The 17669-nt window shown below is 58.8% G+C and carries 13 protein-coding genes and 1 tRNA gene; all 14 read right to left on the bottom strand.

Going from position 1 to position 17669, the window contains the following annotated elements; all coding sequences use genetic code 11:
* Nucleotides 1–1163 (bottom strand): elongation factor Tu (tuf, locus tag E8F20_RS06385; protein ID WP_280282999.1); only part of this gene is annotated, 1163 nt, incomplete at its 3' end.
* 30 nt (nt 1164–1193) lie between these two features.
* The gene (gene fusA / locus E8F20_RS06380; protein ID WP_280282998.1) at nt 1194–3314 is read right to left on the bottom strand and encodes an elongation factor G; all 2121 of its coding nucleotides are present in this window, start codon (nt 3312–3314) and stop codon (nt 1194–1196) included.
* 18 nt (nt 3315–3332) lie between these two features.
* Nucleotides 3333–3803: a 30S ribosomal protein S7 gene (gene rpsG, locus E8F20_RS06375; protein WP_016490528.1), complete on the bottom strand. Its 471-nt coding sequence runs from the start codon at nt 3801–3803 to the stop codon at nt 3333–3335.
* Nucleotides 3804–3911: 108 nt separating this feature from the next.
* Nucleotides 3912–4283 carry a 30S ribosomal protein S12 gene (gene rpsL, locus E8F20_RS06370; RefSeq protein ID WP_003448708.1) on the bottom strand — a complete coding sequence of 124 codons (372 nt, stop codon included), beginning with the start codon at nt 4281–4283 and terminating at the stop codon, nt 3912–3914.
* A gap of 145 nt (nt 4284–4428) precedes the next feature.
* A complete protein-coding gene (gene rpoC, locus E8F20_RS06365; protein ID WP_280282997.1) occupies nt 4429–8634 on the bottom strand; it encodes a DNA-directed RNA polymerase subunit beta' in 4206 nt (1401 codons plus the stop codon).
* Between the two features lie 67 nt (nt 8635–8701).
* Entirely contained in the window at nt 8702–12775 is a 4074-nt protein-coding gene (gene rpoB, locus E8F20_RS06360; protein ID WP_280282996.1) for a DNA-directed RNA polymerase subunit beta, read from the bottom strand.
* 221 nt (nt 12776–12996) lie between these two features.
* Complete coding sequence (rplL, locus tag E8F20_RS06355) at nt 12997–13365, bottom strand: 50S ribosomal protein L7/L12 (RefSeq protein ID WP_028630534.1); 369 nt, start codon at nt 13363–13365, stop codon at nt 12997–12999.
* A gap of 84 nt (nt 13366–13449) precedes the next feature.
* On the bottom strand, nt 13450–13950 hold the full coding sequence (gene rplJ / locus E8F20_RS06350) for a 50S ribosomal protein L10 (protein WP_016490524.1): 501 nt from the start codon (nt 13948–13950) through the stop codon (nt 13450–13452).
* 211 nt (nt 13951–14161) lie between these two features.
* The gene (rplA, locus tag E8F20_RS06345; protein ID WP_280282993.1) at nt 14162–14857 is read right to left on the bottom strand and encodes a 50S ribosomal protein L1; all 696 of its coding nucleotides are present in this window, start codon (nt 14855–14857) and stop codon (nt 14162–14164) included.
* A complete protein-coding gene (gene rplK / locus E8F20_RS06340; protein ID WP_280282992.1) occupies nt 14857–15288 on the bottom strand; it encodes a 50S ribosomal protein L11 in 432 nt (143 codons plus the stop codon). The genes rplA and rplK overlap by 1 nt, the downstream gene beginning before the upstream one ends.
* A 116-nt stretch (nt 15289–15404) precedes the next feature.
* On the bottom strand, nt 15405–15938 hold the full coding sequence (nusG, locus tag E8F20_RS06335) for a transcription termination/antitermination protein NusG (protein ID WP_028630537.1): 534 nt from the start codon (nt 15936–15938) through the stop codon (nt 15405–15407).
* A 10-nt stretch (nt 15939–15948) separates the two neighbouring features.
* A complete protein-coding gene (secE, locus tag E8F20_RS06330; protein WP_280282990.1) occupies nt 15949–16317 on the bottom strand; it encodes a preprotein translocase subunit SecE in 369 nt (122 codons plus the stop codon).
* 47 nt (nt 16318–16364) lie between these two features.
* Nucleotides 16365–16440: transfer RNA gene (locus E8F20_RS06325), tRNA-Trp, on the bottom strand.
* 53 nt (nt 16441–16493) lie between these two features.
* Nucleotides 16494–17669, bottom strand: a 1176-nt coding sequence (gene tuf, locus E8F20_RS06320) for an elongation factor Tu (RefSeq protein WP_280282989.1), incomplete at its 5' end; no start/stop codon positions are given.

The following is a 17669-nucleotide window of genomic DNA, read 5'->3' as shown; positions in this document are numbered from 1 at the left end:
CCGACGGTACGACCACCTTCGCGAATCGCGAAGCGCAGGCCGTCTTCCATGGCGATCGGAGCGATCAGGGTGACAACCATCTTGATGTTGTCGCCCGGCATTACCATCTCTACGCCTTCCGGCAGCTCGCAGTTACCGGTCACGTCAGTGGTACGGAAGTAGAACTGCGGACGGTAGCCCTTGAAGAACGGAGTGTGACGACCACCTTCTTCTTTGGACAGTACGTACACTTCGCACTCAAACTTAGTGTGCGGCTTGATGGTACCCGGCTTGGCCAGAACCTGACCACGCTCTACGTCATCACGCTTAGTGCCGCGCAGCAGGGCGCCAACGTTCTCACCAGCACGACCTTCGTCGAGCAGCTTGCGGAACATTTCCACGCCGGTGCAGGTGGTCTTGGTGGTCGGACGGATACCAACGATCTCGATTTCCTCGCCCACCTTGACGATACCGCGCTCAACACGACCGGTTACCACGGTACCGCGGCCGGAGATGGAGAACACGTCTTCGATCGGCATCAGGAACGGCTGGTCGATGGCACGCACCGGCTCCGGAATGTAGGAGTCCAGGGTTTCAACCAGCTTACGAACGGCAGAAACGCCGATTTCGTTGTCGTCCTTGCCTTCCAGCGCCATCAGCGCGGAACCGATCACGATCGGAGTGTCGTCGCCCGGGAAGTCGTAGGTGTTCAGCAGATCGCGAACTTCCATTTCGACCAGCTCCAGCAGCTCAGCGTCGTCAACCATGTCGGCCTTGTTCAGGAACACGACAATGTAAGGAACGCCTACCTGACGGGACAGCAGGATGTGCTCGCGAGTCTGCGGCATGGGGCCGTCAGCAGCAGAGCAAACCAGGATCGCGCCGTCCATCTGAGCAGCACCGGTGATCATGTTCTTCACATAGTCAGCGTGACCGGGGCAGTCAACGTGAGCGTAGTGACGAACGGCGGAATCGTACTCAACGTGGGAGGTGTTGATGGTGATACCGCGAGCCTTCTCTTCCGGCGCATTGTCGATCTGGTCGAACGCACGAGCGGAACCGCCCCAAGTCTCGGAGCAGACCTTGGTCAGCGCAGCAGTCAGAGTGGTCTTGCCATGGTCAACGTGACCAATGGTGCCGACGTTGACGTGCGGTTTGTTACGTTCAAATTTTTCTTTAGCCACGACAGTAAACCTCTTACTTAAAGGGCTGAATCAACCTTGTTTTTTAACCAGTGCTTCGACGACATTCGACGGAGCTTCGGCGTATTTGGAGAATTCCATGGAGTAGCTCGCGCGACCCTGGGACATGGAACGCACGTCGGTCGCATAACCGAACATCTCGCCCAGCGGAACCTCGGCACGGATCACCTTACCGGAAACGCTGTCTTCCATCCCCTGAATCAGACCACGACGACGGTTCAGGTCACCCATCACGTCACCCATGTAGTCCTCAGGAGTCACCACCTCTACCTTCATGATCGGCTCAAGCACCTTACCACCACCCTTCTGGGCCAGCTGCTTGGTTGCCATGGAGGCAGCGATCTTGAACGCCATTTCGTTGGAGTCAACGTCATGGTACGAACCGTCGAAGACGGAGGCCTTCAGGCCGAGCAGCGGATAGCCAGCAACAACGCCGTTCTTCATCTGCTCTTCGATGCCCTTCTGGATCGCCGGGATGTATTCCTTCGGAATCACACCACCCACGACTTCGTTGGTGAACACCAGACCTTCGGTGATGTTGCCCTTCTCGTCGACTTCAGCAGCCGAGAAGCGGATCCAGCAGTGACCGAACTGACCACGACCACCGGACTGACGAACGAATTTGCCTTCGATCTCGACATTGTCCTTGGTGATGGTTTCGCGGTAGGCCACTTGAGGCTTACCGATGTTGGCCTCAACGCCGAACTCGCGCTTCATGCGATCGACGATGATGTCCAGGTGCAGTTCACCCATACCGGAGATGATGGTCTGACCGGACTCTTCGTCGGTCTTGACGCGGAAGGACGGATCTTCCTGGGCCAGCTTGCCCAGAGCGATACCCATCTTCTCCTGGTCCGCCTTGGTCTTGGGCTCCACGGCGACGGAAATTACCGGCTCCGGGAAGTCCATACGCTCAAGGATGATCGGCTTGTCGAGATCGCACAGGGTGTCACCCGTGGTGACGTCCTTCATGCCGATCAGCGCAGCAATGTCGCCAGCACGGCATTCCTTGATCTCTTCACGCTGGTTGGCGTGCATCTGCACCATCCGGCCCACGCGCTCCTTCTTGCCCTTTACCGAGTTCAGTACGGAGTCGCCGGAAGCGAGGACGCCGGAATAAACACGAGCAAAGGTCAGAGTACCGACGAACGGGTCGGTCGCGATCTTGAACGCCAGAGCGGAGAAAGGCTCGCTATCGTCTGCACGACGCTCGTCGACGATCTCCTCGTTATCCGGGTTGGTACCCTGGATCGGCGGAATCTCGGTCGGAGCAGGCAGGAAGTCGATCACGGCATCGAGAACCAGGGGCACACCCTTGTTCTTGAAGGAAGAACCGCAAACAGCCGGAACGATTTCGCTGGCCAGAGTACGAGCACGCAGACCAGCCTTGATTTCTTCGGCGGTCAGCTCACCCTCTTCCAGGTACTTGTTCATCAGCTCTTCGTTGGCTTCGGCGGCCGCCTCAACCATGTTGGAGCGCCACTCTTCAGCCAGACCCTGAAGCTCGGCCGGGATCTCCTCCTCGCGGTAGGTAGTACCCTTGTCGTCTTCGTTCCAGTAGATCGCCTTCATCTTGATCAGGTCGATCTGACCCTGGAAGTCGTCTTCAGCGCCGATAGCCAGCTGAACCGGAACCGGAGTGTGGCCCAGACGGTTCTTGATCTGACCTACAACGCGCAGGAAGTTGGCGCCAGCGCGGTCCATCTTGTTGACGTAGACGATGCGCGGCACACCGTACTTGTTGGCTTGACGCCATACGGTCTCGGACTGCGGTTCAACGCCGGAGGTACCACAGAAGACCACGACCGCACCGTCGAGCACGCGCAGCGAACGCTCTACTTCGATGGTGAAGTCAACGTGGCCGGGGGTGTCGATCACGTTGACGCGGTAGTTGTCGAACTGACCACGAGAACCTTTCCAGAAGGTAGTTACAGCAGCGGAGGTAATGGTAATACCACGCTCCTGCTCCTGAACCATCCAGTCGGTAGTGGCGGCACCATCGTGCACCTCACCCATTTTGTGGCTGAGACCTGTGTAGAACAGGATCCGCTCCGTAGTAGTGGTCTTACCGGCGTCTACGTGCGCGCAGATACCGATGTTACGGTAGCGGTTGATAGGGGTTGTACGAGCCACGAAAAAATCCTCGCTAGATTAGAAGCGATAATGCGAGAAGGCCTTGTTGGCCTCTGCCATGCGGTGCACATCTTCACGCTTCTTGACAGCAGCGCCTTTGCCATCGAAGGCATCCAGCAGCTCGCCCGCGAGACGCAGGGCCATGGATTTCTCGCCACGCTTGCGCGCGGACTCGACCAGCCAGCGCATGGCCAGGGCATTACGACGGGACGGACGAACTTCGACCGGAACCTGGTAAGTAGCACCGCCTACACGGCGGGACTTGACTTCGACCAGCGGAGCGATGGCGTCGAGAGCTTTCTCGAAGATCTCCAGGGGATCGCTGTTCTTGCGTGCTTTGACGGTATCCAGAGCACCGTAAACGATGCGCTCGGCTACGGCCTTCTTGCCGCTTTCCATCACGTGGTTCATGAACTTGGCGAGAATCAGGCTTCCGTATTTCGGATCGTCCAGAATCTCACGCTTGGCTGCTACACGACGTCTTGGCATTGATAAGCCCTCAAACGGTCTTCAGGTTAGCCCGGGACCATAACCATTCAGTTACGCCCGACCTTACTCTTATCGACTCAATGAATAAAAAAACTGTTAAACGCCGAATTATTTCGGACGCTTGGTACCGTACTTGGAACGACCCTGCTTACGGTCTTTAACGCCGGTGGTATCCAGCGAACCGCGCACGGTGTGGTAACGCACACCCGGAAGGTCTTTTACACGACCGCCACGGATCAGCACTACGCTGTGCTCTTGCAGGTTGTGACCTTCACCACCGATGTACGAAGTAACTTCGTAGCCGTTGGTCAGGCGAACACGGCACACTTTACGCAATGCAGAGTTCGGCTTCTTCGGCGTGGTGGTGTAGACGCGGGTGCAAACGCCGCGACGCTGCGGGCAGTTTTGCAACGCAGGTACGTCGGATTTCTCGACGATACGGCTGCGCGGCTTACGCACCAGCTGGTTAATAGTTGCCATCTATAGCTCCACTGTTGTCTTTCGACATAAACAAAATGACAGAGCTAATCGCCCTGCCAAATTTAGGGGTGCATGAGTCTAAAGAGACTCATAGCCCCCGTCAAGGCAAAGCCCCCGACGGTAAAGACCGCCGGGGGGCTCGCACTCAATTGCTGCTGGAGTTCAACGCTTCGGTCAGCGCCGCTTCCACTTCGCTGGCGCTAACGCGGAGCGGCTTGCCGGCTTCGCGCTGACGCTTGCGCTCACTGTGGTAGGCCAGACCGGTACCGGCCGGGATCAGACGACCCACCACCACGTTTTCCTTCAGGCCGCGCAGGTAATCGCGCTTGCCGGTAACCGCCGCCTCAGTGAGGACGCGGGTGGTTTCCTGGAAGGACGCCGCGGAGATGAACGACTCGGTCGACAGCGAGGCCTTGGTGATACCCAGCAGAACGCGCTCGAACTTGGCAATGAAACGATCTTCAGTCGCCAGACGCTCGTTCTCTTCCAGCACCTGGGTCAGTTCCATCTGGTCGCCCTTGATGAAACTGGAATCGCCGGACTCCGCGATCTCGACCTTCCGCAACATCTGACGCAGGATGGTCTCGATGTGCTTGTCGTTGATCTTCACGCCCTGCAAGCGGTACACGTCCTGAATCTCGTTGACGATGTACTTGGCCAGCGCACTGACACCCAGCAGACGCAGGATGTCGTGCGGATTGCTCGGGCCGTCGGAAATAACTTCGCCGCGATTCACCTGTTCGCCTTCGAACACGTTGAGGTGACGCCACTTCGGAATCAGCTCCTCGTACGGATCGCTGCCATCATTCGGGGTAATGACCAGACGGCGCTTGCCCTTGGTCTCCTTACCGAAGGAGATGGTGCCGCTGACTTCCGCCAGGATCGAAGGCTCTTTCGGACGGCGAGCCTCGAACAGGTCGGCCACGCGCGGCAGACCACCGGTGATGTCACGAGTCTTCGAGGTTTCCTGCGGGATACGGGCGATTACATCACCCACGCCCACCTGGGCACCGTCGGCCACACCCACCAGGGCGTTTGCCGGCAGGAAGTACTGTGCAGGCACATCAGTGCCAGGCAGCAGCAGTTCCTTGCCGCTGGCATCGACCAGCTTCACAGCCGGACGGATGTCCTTGCCAGCGGCCGGACGGTCCTTCGGATCAAGGACCTCGATGTTGGTCAGACCTGTCAGTTCGTCGGTCTGACGCTTGATCGTGATCCCTTCCTCCATACCGACGAAGGTCACAGTACCTTTCATTTCGGTGACGATCGGGTGGGTGTGCGGGTCCCACTTGGCGACGATTGCGCCCGGGTCGACCTTGTCGCCTTCCTTCACCGAAATCACAGCACCGTACGGCAGCTTGTAGCGCTCGCGCTCACGACCGAAGTCGTCGGCCACGGCCAGCTCACCGGAACGGGACACTGCCACCAGGGCACCGTCCAGACGCTCGACATGCTTCAGGTTGTGCAGACGGATGGTGCCGCCATTTTTCACCTGGACATTGTCAGCCGCGGAGGTCCGGCTAGCCGCACCACCGATGTGGAAGGTACGCATGGTCAGCTGGGTACCCGGCTCACCGATGGACTGGGCGGCAATTACGCCAACCGCCTCACCGATGTTCACCTGGTGACCACGAGCCAGATCACGACCGTAGCACTTGGCGCAGATCCCGTAACGGGTTTCGCAGGTGATCGGCGAACGCACGATCACTTCGTCGACGCTCATGCGCTCGACAAACTCGACCCACTGCTCATCGATCAGGGTTCCGGCAGGAACGATCACTTCGCCATCGTCGCTACCCGGCTTGAACACGTCACGGGCGATAACACGACCCAGTACACGTTCACCCAGAGGCTCAACCACGTCGCCGCCTTCGATGTGCGGAGTCATGAGCAGGCCGTGCTCGGTACCGCAGTCGATCTCGGTCACTACCAGATCCTGGGCGACGTCTACGAGACGACGAGTCAGGTAACCGGAGTTCGCGGTCTTCAGGGCGGTATCCGCCAGACCCTTACGAGCACCGTGAGTGGAGATGAAGTACTGCAGTACGTTCAGGCCTTCACGGAAGTTCGCGGTGATGGGGGTCTCGATGATGGAGCCGTCCGGCTTGGCCATCAGACCACGCATACCGGCCAGCTGACGAATCTGGGCAGCCGAGCCCCGCGCACCGGAGTCCGCCATCATGTACATGGAGTTGAAGGACTCCTGGTCGACTTCCTTGCCCTCGCGATCGATGACCTTCTCTTTCGAGAGGTTGGACATCATCGCCTTGGACACTTCGTCGTTGGCCTTGGACCAAAGGTCAATCACCTTGTTGTACTTCTCACCCTGGGTGACCAGGCCGGAGGCGTACTGGGATTCGATCTCCTTCACTTCCTCGGTGGCGGCATCGATGATGCGGGCCTTCTCATCCGGAATGACAAAGTCGTTCACGCCGATCGAGACACCAGAAATGGTGGAGTAAGCGAAACCGGTGTACATCAGCTGGTCAGCGAAGATGACGGTATCCTTCAGACCAACCACGCGATAGCACTGGTTGATCAGCTTGGAGATCGCCTTCTTCTTCATCGGCTGGTTGACCACGTCGAAGGACAGGCCGGCCGGCACCACCTGGAACAGCAGCGCGCGACCGACAGTGGTGTCGACGATGCGAGTGTTCTTGGAGATGGAGCCGTCCTTTTCCTTCACGACTTCCTTGATCCGCACTTTCACGCGGGCGTGCAGGGACGCCTCGCCGGCGCGGAACACGCGGTCGACTTCCTGCAGGTCAGCGAACACGCGGCCTTCGCCCTTGGCGTTAACGGCTTCGCGGGTCATGTAGTACAGACCCAGTACCACGTCCTGCGACGGCACGATGATCGGCTCGCCGTTGGCGGGGGACAGGATGTTGTTGGTGGACATCATCAGCGCGCGCGCTTCCAGCTGGGCCTCGAGGGTCAGCGGAACGTGAACGGCCATCTGGTCACCGTCGAAGTCGGCGTTGTACGCAGCGCAGACCAGCGGGTGCAGCTGGATGGCCTTGCCTTCGATGAGGACCGGTTCGAACGCCTGGATACCCAGGCGGTGCAGGGTAGGCGCACGGTTCAGCAGTACCGGATGCTCGCGGATGACTTCGGCGAGAACGTCCCAGACCTCGGGCAGCTCGCGTTCGACCATCTTCTTGGCCGCCTTGATGGTGGTGGCCATGCCGCGGGCTTCCAGCTTGCCGAAGATGAACGGCTTGAACAGCTCGAGAGCCATCTTCTTGGGCAGGCCGCACTGGTGCAGGCGCAGGGTCGGACCGACGGTGATTACCGAACGGCCGGAGTAGTCCACGCGCTTACCGAGCAGGTTCTGACGGAAACGACCTTGCTTACCCTTGATCATGTCAGCCAGGGACTTCAGCGGGCGCTTGTTCGAGCCGGTGATGGCACGGCCGCGACGACCGTTGTCCAGCAGGGCATCGACAGCTTCCTGCAGCATGCGCTTTTCGTTGCGCACGATGATGTCCGGCGCAGCCAGGTCGAGCAGGCGCTTCAGGCGGTTGTTACGGTTGATGACGCGACGATACAGATCGTTCAGGTCGGAAGTCGCGAAGCGGCCGCCATCCAGGGGAACCAGCGGACGCAGGTCCGGCGGCAGGACTGGCAGCACGGTCAGCACCATCCACTCAGGATGGTTGCCGGAGTCCTTGAAGGCCTCCATCAGCTTCAGACGCTTGGACAGCTTCTTGATCTTGGTTTCCGAGTTGGTCTGCGGGATTTCCTCGCGCAGGCGGCCAATCTCATGCTCCAGATCGATGGCGTTGAGCAGTTCGCGAACAGCTTCGGCGCCCATACGCGCATCGAAGTCGTCACCGAACTCTTCGAGAGATTCGAAGTACTGCTCGTCATTCAGCAGCTGGCCCTTTTCCAGGGTGGTCATACCCGGATCGATCACCACGTAGCTCTCGAAATAGAGCACGCGCTCGATGTCACGCAGGGTCATGTCCAGCAGCAGGCCGATACGCGACGGCAGGGACTTCAGGAACCAGATGTGAGCGACTGGCGATGCCAGTTCAATATGGCCCATGCGCTCGCGGCGCACCTTGGCCAGGGCGACTTCCACGCCGCACTTCTCGCAGATCACACCACGGTGCTTCAGGCGCTTGTACTTACCGCACAGGCACTCGTAGTCCTTCACCGGACCGAAGATCTTGGCGCAGAAGAGGCCATCGCGCTCCGGTTTGAAAGTACGGTAGTTGATGGTCTCCGGCTTTTTAACTTCACCGAAGGACCAGGAACGGATCATCTCGGGCGAGGCCAGACCAATACGGATGGCATCGAACTCTTCGATTTGACCCTGGTTTTTCAACAGATTCAGCAAGTCTTTCAAGGCCTTTCCTCCTCACGGACCCGCTACGACCGGCCTTGACCAGCCGTAGCGTTTTGGGCGTCGCGTGTTATTCGGTTTCCAGTTCGATGTCGATGCCGAGCGAGCGGATCTCTTTGATCAGCACGTTGAAGGACTCGGGCATGCCGGCCTCCATGCGGTGATCGCCGTCCACGATGTTCTTGTACATCTTGGTCCGGCCGTTCACGTCGTCCGACTTCACGGTCAGCATTTCCTGCAGGGTGTAGGCGGCGCCGTAGGCTTCCAGTGCCCAGACCTCCATCTCCCCGAAACGCTGGCCACCGAACTGCGCCTTACCACCCAGCGGCTGCTGGGTAACCAGGCTGTAGGAACCGGTGGAGCGCGCGTGCATCTTGTCATCGACCAGGTGGTTCAGCTTGAGCATGTACATGTAGCCGACGGTAGTCGGACGCTCAAACTGATTGCCGGTACGGCCGTCGAACAGGCGCATCTGACCGCTTTCCGGCAGGTCAGCGAGCTTCAGCATGGCCTTGATCTCGCTTTCCTTGGCGCCGTCGAACACAGGGGTGGCCATGGGTACGCCGCCCTTCAGGTTCTTTGCCAGGTCGAGGATCTCCTGGTCGCTCAGCTCGTTCAGGTTTTCCTGACGGCCACCGATCTCGTTGTAGATCTCGTGGAGGAACTCGCGAAGTTCAGCGATCTTGCGCTGTTCTTCCATCATGCGGTTGATCTTCTCGCCCAGGCCCTTGGCAGCGAGGCCCAGGTGGGTTTCAAGGATCTGACCGACGTTCATACGAGAGGGTACGCCCAGCGGGTTGAGGACGATGTCCACCGGAGTGCCATTGGCATCGTGCGGCATGTCTTCGACCGGCATGATCACGGAGACCACGCCCTTGTTACCGTGACGACCCGCCATCTTGTCGCCCGGCTGGATGCGACGCTTGATGGCCAGGTAGACCTTGACGATCTTCAGCACACCCGGAGCGAGGTCGTCGCCCTGCTGCAGCTTGCGCTTCTTGTCTTCGAACTTGTCATCCAGCATCTGGCGACGATCAGACAGGTAGGCCTGGGCCTTCTCCAGCTGTTCGTTCAGAGCGTCTTCAGACATGCGCAGCTTGAACCACTGGCCGCGCTCGAGGCCGTCGAGGTACTCGTCGGTGATCTCGGTGCCTTTCTTGACGCCAGCGCCGCCTTCGGCAACTTGGCCGACCAAGGCGGAGCGCAGACGCTCGAAGGTTGCGCCTTCGACGATGCGGAACTCTTCGTTCAGGTCCTTGCGGATCTCATCGAGCTGCATCTTTTCGATAGACAGGGCACGGGAGTCACGCTCAACGCCGTCACGAGTGAAGACCTGGACGTCGATAACAGTGCCTTTGGTGCCAGTCGGCACGCGCAGGGAGGTGTCCTTAACGTCGGACGCCTTCTCACCGAAGATGGCACGCAGCAGCTTCTCTTCCGGAGTCAGCTGGGTCTCGCCTTTCGGAGTGACCTTGCCAACGAGGATGTCGCCGGCCTGGACTTCAGCACCAACGTAGACGATACCGGCTTCGTCCAGCTTGTTCAGCGCAGCTTCACCCACGTTAGGGATATCCGCGGTGATTTCTTCTGGGCCAAGCTTGGTGTCACGCGCCACACAGGTAAGTTCCTGGATGTGGATAGTGGTGAAGCGATCTTCCTGCACCACGCGCTCGGACAGGCAGATGGAGTCCTCGAAGTTGAAACCGTTCCAGGGCATGAACGCGACGCGCATGTTCTGCCCCAGTGCGAGTTCACCCATGTCGGTGGACGGACCATCGGCGAGGATGTCGGCGCGAGCGACCACATCACCCTTCTGCACCAGCGGGCGCTGGTTGATGCAGGTGTTCTGGTTGGAGCGGGTGTATTTGGTCAGGTTGTAGATGTCGACACCGGCTTCGCCAGTTTCAACTTCGTCATCGTTGACGCGGACCACGATACGACTGGCGTCGACGGAGTCGATCACGCCGCCGCGACGGGCGACAACGCAAACACCGGAGTCGCGCGCTACGTTACGCTCCATGCCTGTACCGACCAGGGGCTTGTCGGCACGCAGGGTCGGCACGGCCTGACGCTGCATGTTCGAACCCATGAGTGCACGGTTGGCATCGTCGTGTTCGAGGAACGGAATCAGCGATGCAGCGACGGAAACGACCTGCTTCGGCGAAACGTCCATCAGGGTCACGTCTTCAGGCGCCTTGACGGTGAATTCGTTCAGGTGACGCACTGCCACCAGCTCGTCGACCAGTTGGCCCTGCTCGTTCATCGTTGCCGATGCCTGAGCGATAACGTGGTCAGCCTCTTCGATGGCGGAGAGGAAAACGATTTCGTCAGTCACCTGAGTGCCGTTCACAACGCGGTACGGGCTTTCCAGGAAGCCGTACTGGTTGGTGCGGGCGTAGGTCGCCAGGGAGTTGATCAGACCGATGTTCGGACCTTCAGGAGTTTCGATCGGGCACACGCGACCATAGTGGGTCGGGTGTACGTCACGAACCTCGAAGCCCGCGCGCTCACGGGTCAGACCGCCCGGGCCGAGCGCAGAAACACGGCGCTTGTGGGTGATCTCGGAGAGCGGGTTGTTCTGGTCCATGAACTGGGACAGCTGGCTGGAACCGAAGAATTCCTTGATCGCGGCAGCCACCGGCTTGGCGTTGATCAGGTCTTGCGGCATCAGGCCTTCGCTTTCGGCCATCGACAGGCGTTCCTTGACCGCGCGCTCGACGCGCACCAGGCCAACGCGGAACTGGTTCTCGGCCATCTCGCCAACGCAACGTACGCGACGGTTACCCAGGTGGTCGATGTCGTCGACGATACCCTTGCCGTTACGGATGTCGACGAGGGTCTTCAGTACGTCAACGATATCTTCCTTGCTCAGCACACCCGAACCTTCGATCTCGGTACGACCGATACGACGGTTGAACTTCATACGGCCGACGGCGGACAAGTCGTAACGCTCGGCGCTGAAGAACAGGTTGTTGAACAGGGTTTCGGCGGCTTCCTTGGTCGGCGGCTCGCCAGGACGCATCATGCGGTAGATCTCAACCAGGGCTTCCAGTTGGTTGCCAGTGGAATCGATCTTAAGGGTGTCCGAAATGAACGGACCGCAGTCGATGTCGTTGGTGTACAGGGTTTCAATGCGAACGACCTGGGCCTTGGCGATTTTCACCAGTAGGTCGGTGGTCAGCTCGGTATTGCACTCGGCAATGATCTCGCCGGTCGCCGGATGCACGATGGCCTTAGCCGAAGTGCGGCCAAGGACGTAGTCCATCGGGACTTCCAGTTCCTTGATACCGGCTTTTTCCAGCTGATTGATGTGGCGGGCAGTGATACGACGGCCCTGCTCTACGATCACCTTGCCGTTCTCGTCCTTGATGTCGAACACGGCGATCTCGCCGCGCAGACGTTGCGGTACCAACTCCAGGTGCAGGCCTTCGCCCTTCACGTGGAAGACGTTGGTAGCGTAGAAGGCGTTCAGCACTTCTTCGGTGGTGTAGTTCAGTGCGCGCAGCAGAACAGTAGCCGGCAGCTTGCGACGACGGTCGATACGCACGAACACGCAGTCCTTCGGATCGAACTCGAAGTCCAACCAGGAACCGCGGTAAGGAATGATGCGAGCAGAGTACAGCAGCTTGCCCGAGCTGTGCGTCTTGCCACGGTCATGATCGAAGAACACGCCGGGGGAGCGGTGCAGCTGGGACACGATGACGCGTTCGGTACCATTGATGATGAAGGTACCGTTCTCGGTCATCAGGGGGATTTCCCCCATGTAGACTTCTTGCTCCTTGATGTCCTTGATCGCTTTGTTCGACGACTCTTTGTCGAAGATGATCAGACGGACTTTTACCCGCAGCGGCACGGCGAAAGTCACGCCACGCAGCACGCATTCCTTGACATCGAAAGCCGGCTCGCCCAGGCGATAACCGACGTATTCCAGGGCGGCATTGCCGGAATAGCTGATGATCGGGAAAACAGACTTGAAGGCCGCGTGCAGACCGATATCACGGAACTGCTCTTTGCTGACTCCCGCCTGCAGGAATTCGCGATACGAATCCAGCTGGATGGCCAGGAGGTAGGGTACATCCATGACGTCCGGCAACTTGCTAAAGTCTTTGCGGATACGTTTTTTCTCAGTGTATGAGTAAGCCATCAGCGTTCCCCAGCTTGGTCACCTGCTTGTTTGGCCCCTCCGACGGGAGTAGCCAGAAAATCTTGCAGACCCCTTGGTCTGCTCCGCCTCCAACTGGAGGTCGGGTCACGTTCCGGGTAGCGTACGGAGACAACCACCTAGAACGGAAAAAGGCCGGTGGCATAAGCCACCAGCCGTCAGCCTTGCGCGGAGCGCACCGGCTGTTGACGCAAGGTCGTCGCTTACTTGAGCTCGACTTTGGCGCCAGCTTCTTCCAGAGCTTTCTTGGCAGCTTCGGCCTCTTCCTTGGAAGCGCCTTCCTTGACCACGCCCGGAGCGCCGTCAACAACTGCCTTGGCTTCTTTCAGACCCAGACCGGTCAGTTCGCGAACGACTTTGATGACGTTCACTTTCTTCTCGCCGGCTTCGGTCAGAATGATGTTGAACTCGGTTTGTTCTTCAACAACAGCAGCAGCAGCAGCCGGGCCAGCAGCAACGGCAGCAGCAGCGGTAACACCGAACTTCTCTTCCATCGCTTTGATCAGTTCAACGATCTGCATGACGGACATTTCGGATACGGCGTTGATGATGTCTTCGTTGGTCAGAGCCATGACTCTAATTCCTGTATTGGTGGACAGCCTTCGCGGCCATCAAAAATTGAACAAATTAGCGTGAAAGGGACTATGCGGCCTGGATCAGGCAGCAGCGCCTTCTTTCTGGTCGCGAATTGCCGCCAGAGTACGAGCCAGCTTGCTGGTAGCGCCTTGGATTACGCTCATCAGCTGTGCAACGGCTTCGTTGTAGGTCGGCAGTGTCGCCAGTACGTCGATCTGATTGGCTGCGAGGAACTGGCCCTCGAATGCAGCGGCCTTGATCTCGAACTTGTCCTGACCCTTGGCGAATTCCTTGAAGATACGAGCAGCAGCGCCCGGATGTTCGTTGGAGAACGCAATCAGGGTCGGGCCTTTGAACACGTCGTTGAGCACTTCGAACTGAGTGCCGGCAACGGCGCGACGAGCCAGAGTGTTACGCACGACACGTACGTACACACCAGCCTCGCGGGCCTCTTTACGGAGTCCGGTCATAGCGGCTACGGTCACGCCACGGGCATCAGCCACGACAGCGGACAGGCCAGCTTTGGCAGCCTCGTTGACTTCAGCGACGATGGCCTTCTTGTCTTCGAGTTTAATTGCCACGGGTCTAACTCCTGGATGTTACCGTTTCGTCCGGCCGAGGCCGGGCGGCGTTTTGGTGTCTGATTCGGCAACCGAATCGGGAGCACCATCTGCGTAGGCTCAGGAATTGATTCCCGGTTTGAGGCTTGCGCCGCCTACGGTCTTGGATAGCCCCCGCCAGGCAGGGACCCCAATACCTGCGCAGCGGGCAAGCCCGCTGCGGCTTTGTTTCTTAGGCTTCCAGCGAAGCCTGGTCGATCTGCAGACCCGGCCCCATGGTGCTGCTCAGGGTCACGCGCTGGACGTAGACGCCTTTCGAGGTCGACGGCTTCAGACGCTTCAGATCAACCAGCAAGGCTTCAACGTTCTGTTTCAGCTTGACCGGCTCGAAGTCGACCTTACCCACAGAAGCGTGAATGATGCCGTTCTTGTCAGTACGGAAACGCACCTGACCAGCCTTGGCATTCTTGACAGCGGTAGCCACGTCCGGGGTCACGGTACCGACCTTCGGGTTCGGCATCAGGCCGCGCGGACCAAGGATCTGACCCAACTGACCGACGACACGCATTGCGTCCGGGGAGGCGATAACCACGTCGTAGCTCAGGTCGCCGCCCTTCATCTCAGCAGCCAGCTCGTCCATGCCAACGCGGTCGGCGCCGGCAGCCAGTGCGGCTTCAGCAGCAGGACCTTGAGTGAACACGGCAACGCGGACGCTCTTACCGGTACCATTCGGCAGAACGGTGGCACCACGAACGACCTGGTCGGATTTACGCGGATCGACGCCCAGGTTGATGGCGATATCCACGGACTCTTTGAACTTGGAGGTAGCCAGTTCAGCCAGCAGCTTGGCGGCGTCTTCGAAAGCGTACTGCTTGCCAGCTTCTACTTTCTCGGCAATTGCCTTTTGGCGCTTGGTCAGCTTAGCCATTACACACCCTCCACGTTCAGGCCCATGCTACGAGCGGAGCCGGCGATGCTTCGCACGGCCGCATCCAGGTCAGCTGCAGTCAGATCAGCCTTCTTGGCTTTAGCGATCTCTTCCAGCTGAGCACGGGTAACGGTGCCTACCTTCTGGGTGTTCGGACGCGGGGAACCGCTGGCGATGCCGGCTGCTTTCTTCAGCAGTACGGAAGCCGGGGTGCTCTTGGTCTCGAAAGTGAAGCTGCGATCGCTGTATACGGTAATGATCACAGGAGTCGGCAGACCCGGCTCAAGGCCCTGAGTCCTGGCGTTGAACGCCTTGCAGAATTCCATGATGTTCACGCCGTGCTGACCCAGCGCCGGACCGACCGGCGGCGACGGGTTGGCCTGACCGGCCTTCACCTGCAGCTTGATATAAGCTTGAATCTTCTTAGCCATGTATAACTCCAGTTACGGGTTCTAGCGCCTAAAGGCTCCCCGATTGCTTTCGCGTTTATCCCAATGACGACAAAACCCCGCAACCTAGGGCTGCGGGGTTGGGATGCCATTGTCAGTTAAGCCTTCTCGACCTGACTGAACTCCAGCTCTACCGGGGTAGAGCGACCGAAAATGAGCACGGCCACCTGGATCCGACTCTTTTCGTAGTTAACCTCTTCAACAACACCGTTGAAGTCAGCAAACGGACCGTCAATGACGCGAACAGTCTCGCCCGGCTCAAACAGGGTCTTCGGCTTCGGCTTGTCGCCACTATCAGCAACACGCCGCAGGATAGCCTCGGCTTCCTTTTCAGTGATGGGAGCCGGCTTATCGGCAGTGCCACCAATGAAGCCCATGACACGCGGCGTATCCTTGATCAGGTGCCAAGTCGCCTCGTTCATTTCCATCTGGACCAGGACATAGCCAGGGAAGAACTTACGCTCGCTCTTGCGCTTCTGGCCATTACGCATCTCCACCACTTCTTCAGTGGGGACCAGAATCTCGCCGAACTCGTCTTCCATGCCAGCCAGCTTGACGCGCTCAATCAGCGAGCGCATGACATGCTTCTCGTAACCCGAGTAAGCATGCACAACGTACCAACGCTTAGCCACGGCGCACCTATTAACCAACAATCAACGAAACAAGCCAGCCGAGCAGGGTATCAAGCCCCCACAACAGCAGCGCCATTACCAGCACGACAGCCACAACAATCAGAGTGGTCTGGGTGGTTTCCTGACGGGTCGGCCAAACAACCTTGCGAATTTCCGCGCGAGCCTCCTTGGCGAGAGCAAAGAAAGCCTGACCCTTAGCGGTCTGCAGAGCCACGACAGCAGCAACAGCAGCAAGAGCAAGAAGCGCGAGAACGCGGTACAGGATCGGCTCAGCAGAAAAGTACTGATTACCGACCACACCAACAGCAACAAGAGCCACCACAACAACCCACTTCAGAACGTCGAAGCGTGCTTCTTTGGCTTCAGCCTTGGCATTCATCAGCTAGGATCCTGTGAGAGAAATGCCAGATTCTCATTCTTGGAATCTGGCAGGCCAGGAGGGAATCGAACCCCCAACCTGCGGTTTTGGAGACCGCCGCTCTGCCAATTGAGCTACTGGCCTGTAACAAAGTCAGGCCGACCATTATGCCGGCCTGACACACCAAGATCAAGTCGTTATTCGATGATCTTGGCCACAACACCGGCACCGACGGTACGACCACCTTCGCGAATCGCGAAGCGCAGGCCGTCTTCCATGGCGATCGGAGCGATCAGGGTGACAACCATCTTGATGTTGTCGCCCGGCATTACCATCTCTACGCCTTCCGGCAGCTCGCAGTTACCGGTCACGTCAGTGGTACGGAAGTAGAACTGCGGACGGTAGCCCTTGAAGAACGGAGTGTGACGACCACCTTCTTCTTTGGACAGTACGTACACTTCGCACTCAAACTTAGTGTGCGGCTTGATGGTACCCGGCTTGGCCAGAACCTGACCACGCTCTACGTCATCACGCTTAGTGCCGCGCAGCAGGGCGCCAACGTTCTCACCAGCACGACCTTCGTCGAGCAGCTTGCGGAACATTTCCACGCCGGTGCAGGTGGTCTTGGTGGTCGGACGGATACCAACGATCTCGATTTCCTCGCCCACCTTGACGATACCGCGCTCAACACGACCGGTTACCACGGTACCGCGGCCGGAGATGGAGAACACGTCTTCGATCGGCATCAGGAACGGCTGGTCGATGGCACGCACCGGCTCCGGAATGTAGGAGTCCAGGGTTTCAACCAGCTTACGAACGGCAGAAACGCCGATTTCGTTGTCGTCCTTGCCTTCCAGCGCCATCAGCGCGGAACCGATCACGATCGGAGTGTCGTCGCCCGGGAAGTCGTAGGTGTTCAGCAGATCGCGAACTTCCATTTCGACCAGCTCCAGCAGCTCAGCGTCGTCAACCATGTCGGCCTTGTTCAGGAACACGACAATGTAAGGAACGCCTACCTGACGGGACAGCAGGATGTGCTCGCGAGTCTGCGGCATGGGGCCGTCAGCAGCAGAGCAAACCAGGATCGCGCCGTCCATCTGAGCAGCACCGGTGATCATGTTCTTCACATAGTCAGCGTGACCGGGGCAGTCAACGTGAGCGTAGTGACGAACGGCGGAATCGTACTCAACGTGGGAGGTGTTGATGGTGATACCGCGAGCCTTCTCTTCCGGCGCATTGTCGATCTGGTCGAACGCACGAGCGGAACCGCCCCAAGTCTCGGAGCAGACCTTGGTCAGCGCAGCAGTCAGAGTGGTCTTGCCATGGTCAACGTGACCAATGGTGCCGACGTTGACGTGCGGTTTGTTACGTTC

This window comes from Pseudomonas sp. BN415 (genome assembly GCF_029871195.1).
In the GTDB taxonomy this organism is placed as follows: domain Bacteria; phylum Pseudomonadota; class Gammaproteobacteria; order Pseudomonadales; family Pseudomonadaceae; genus Metapseudomonas; species Metapseudomonas resinovorans.
Note: the sequence above shows the minus strand (reverse complement) of the source record. Positions and strands in the feature narration are given on the sequence as shown.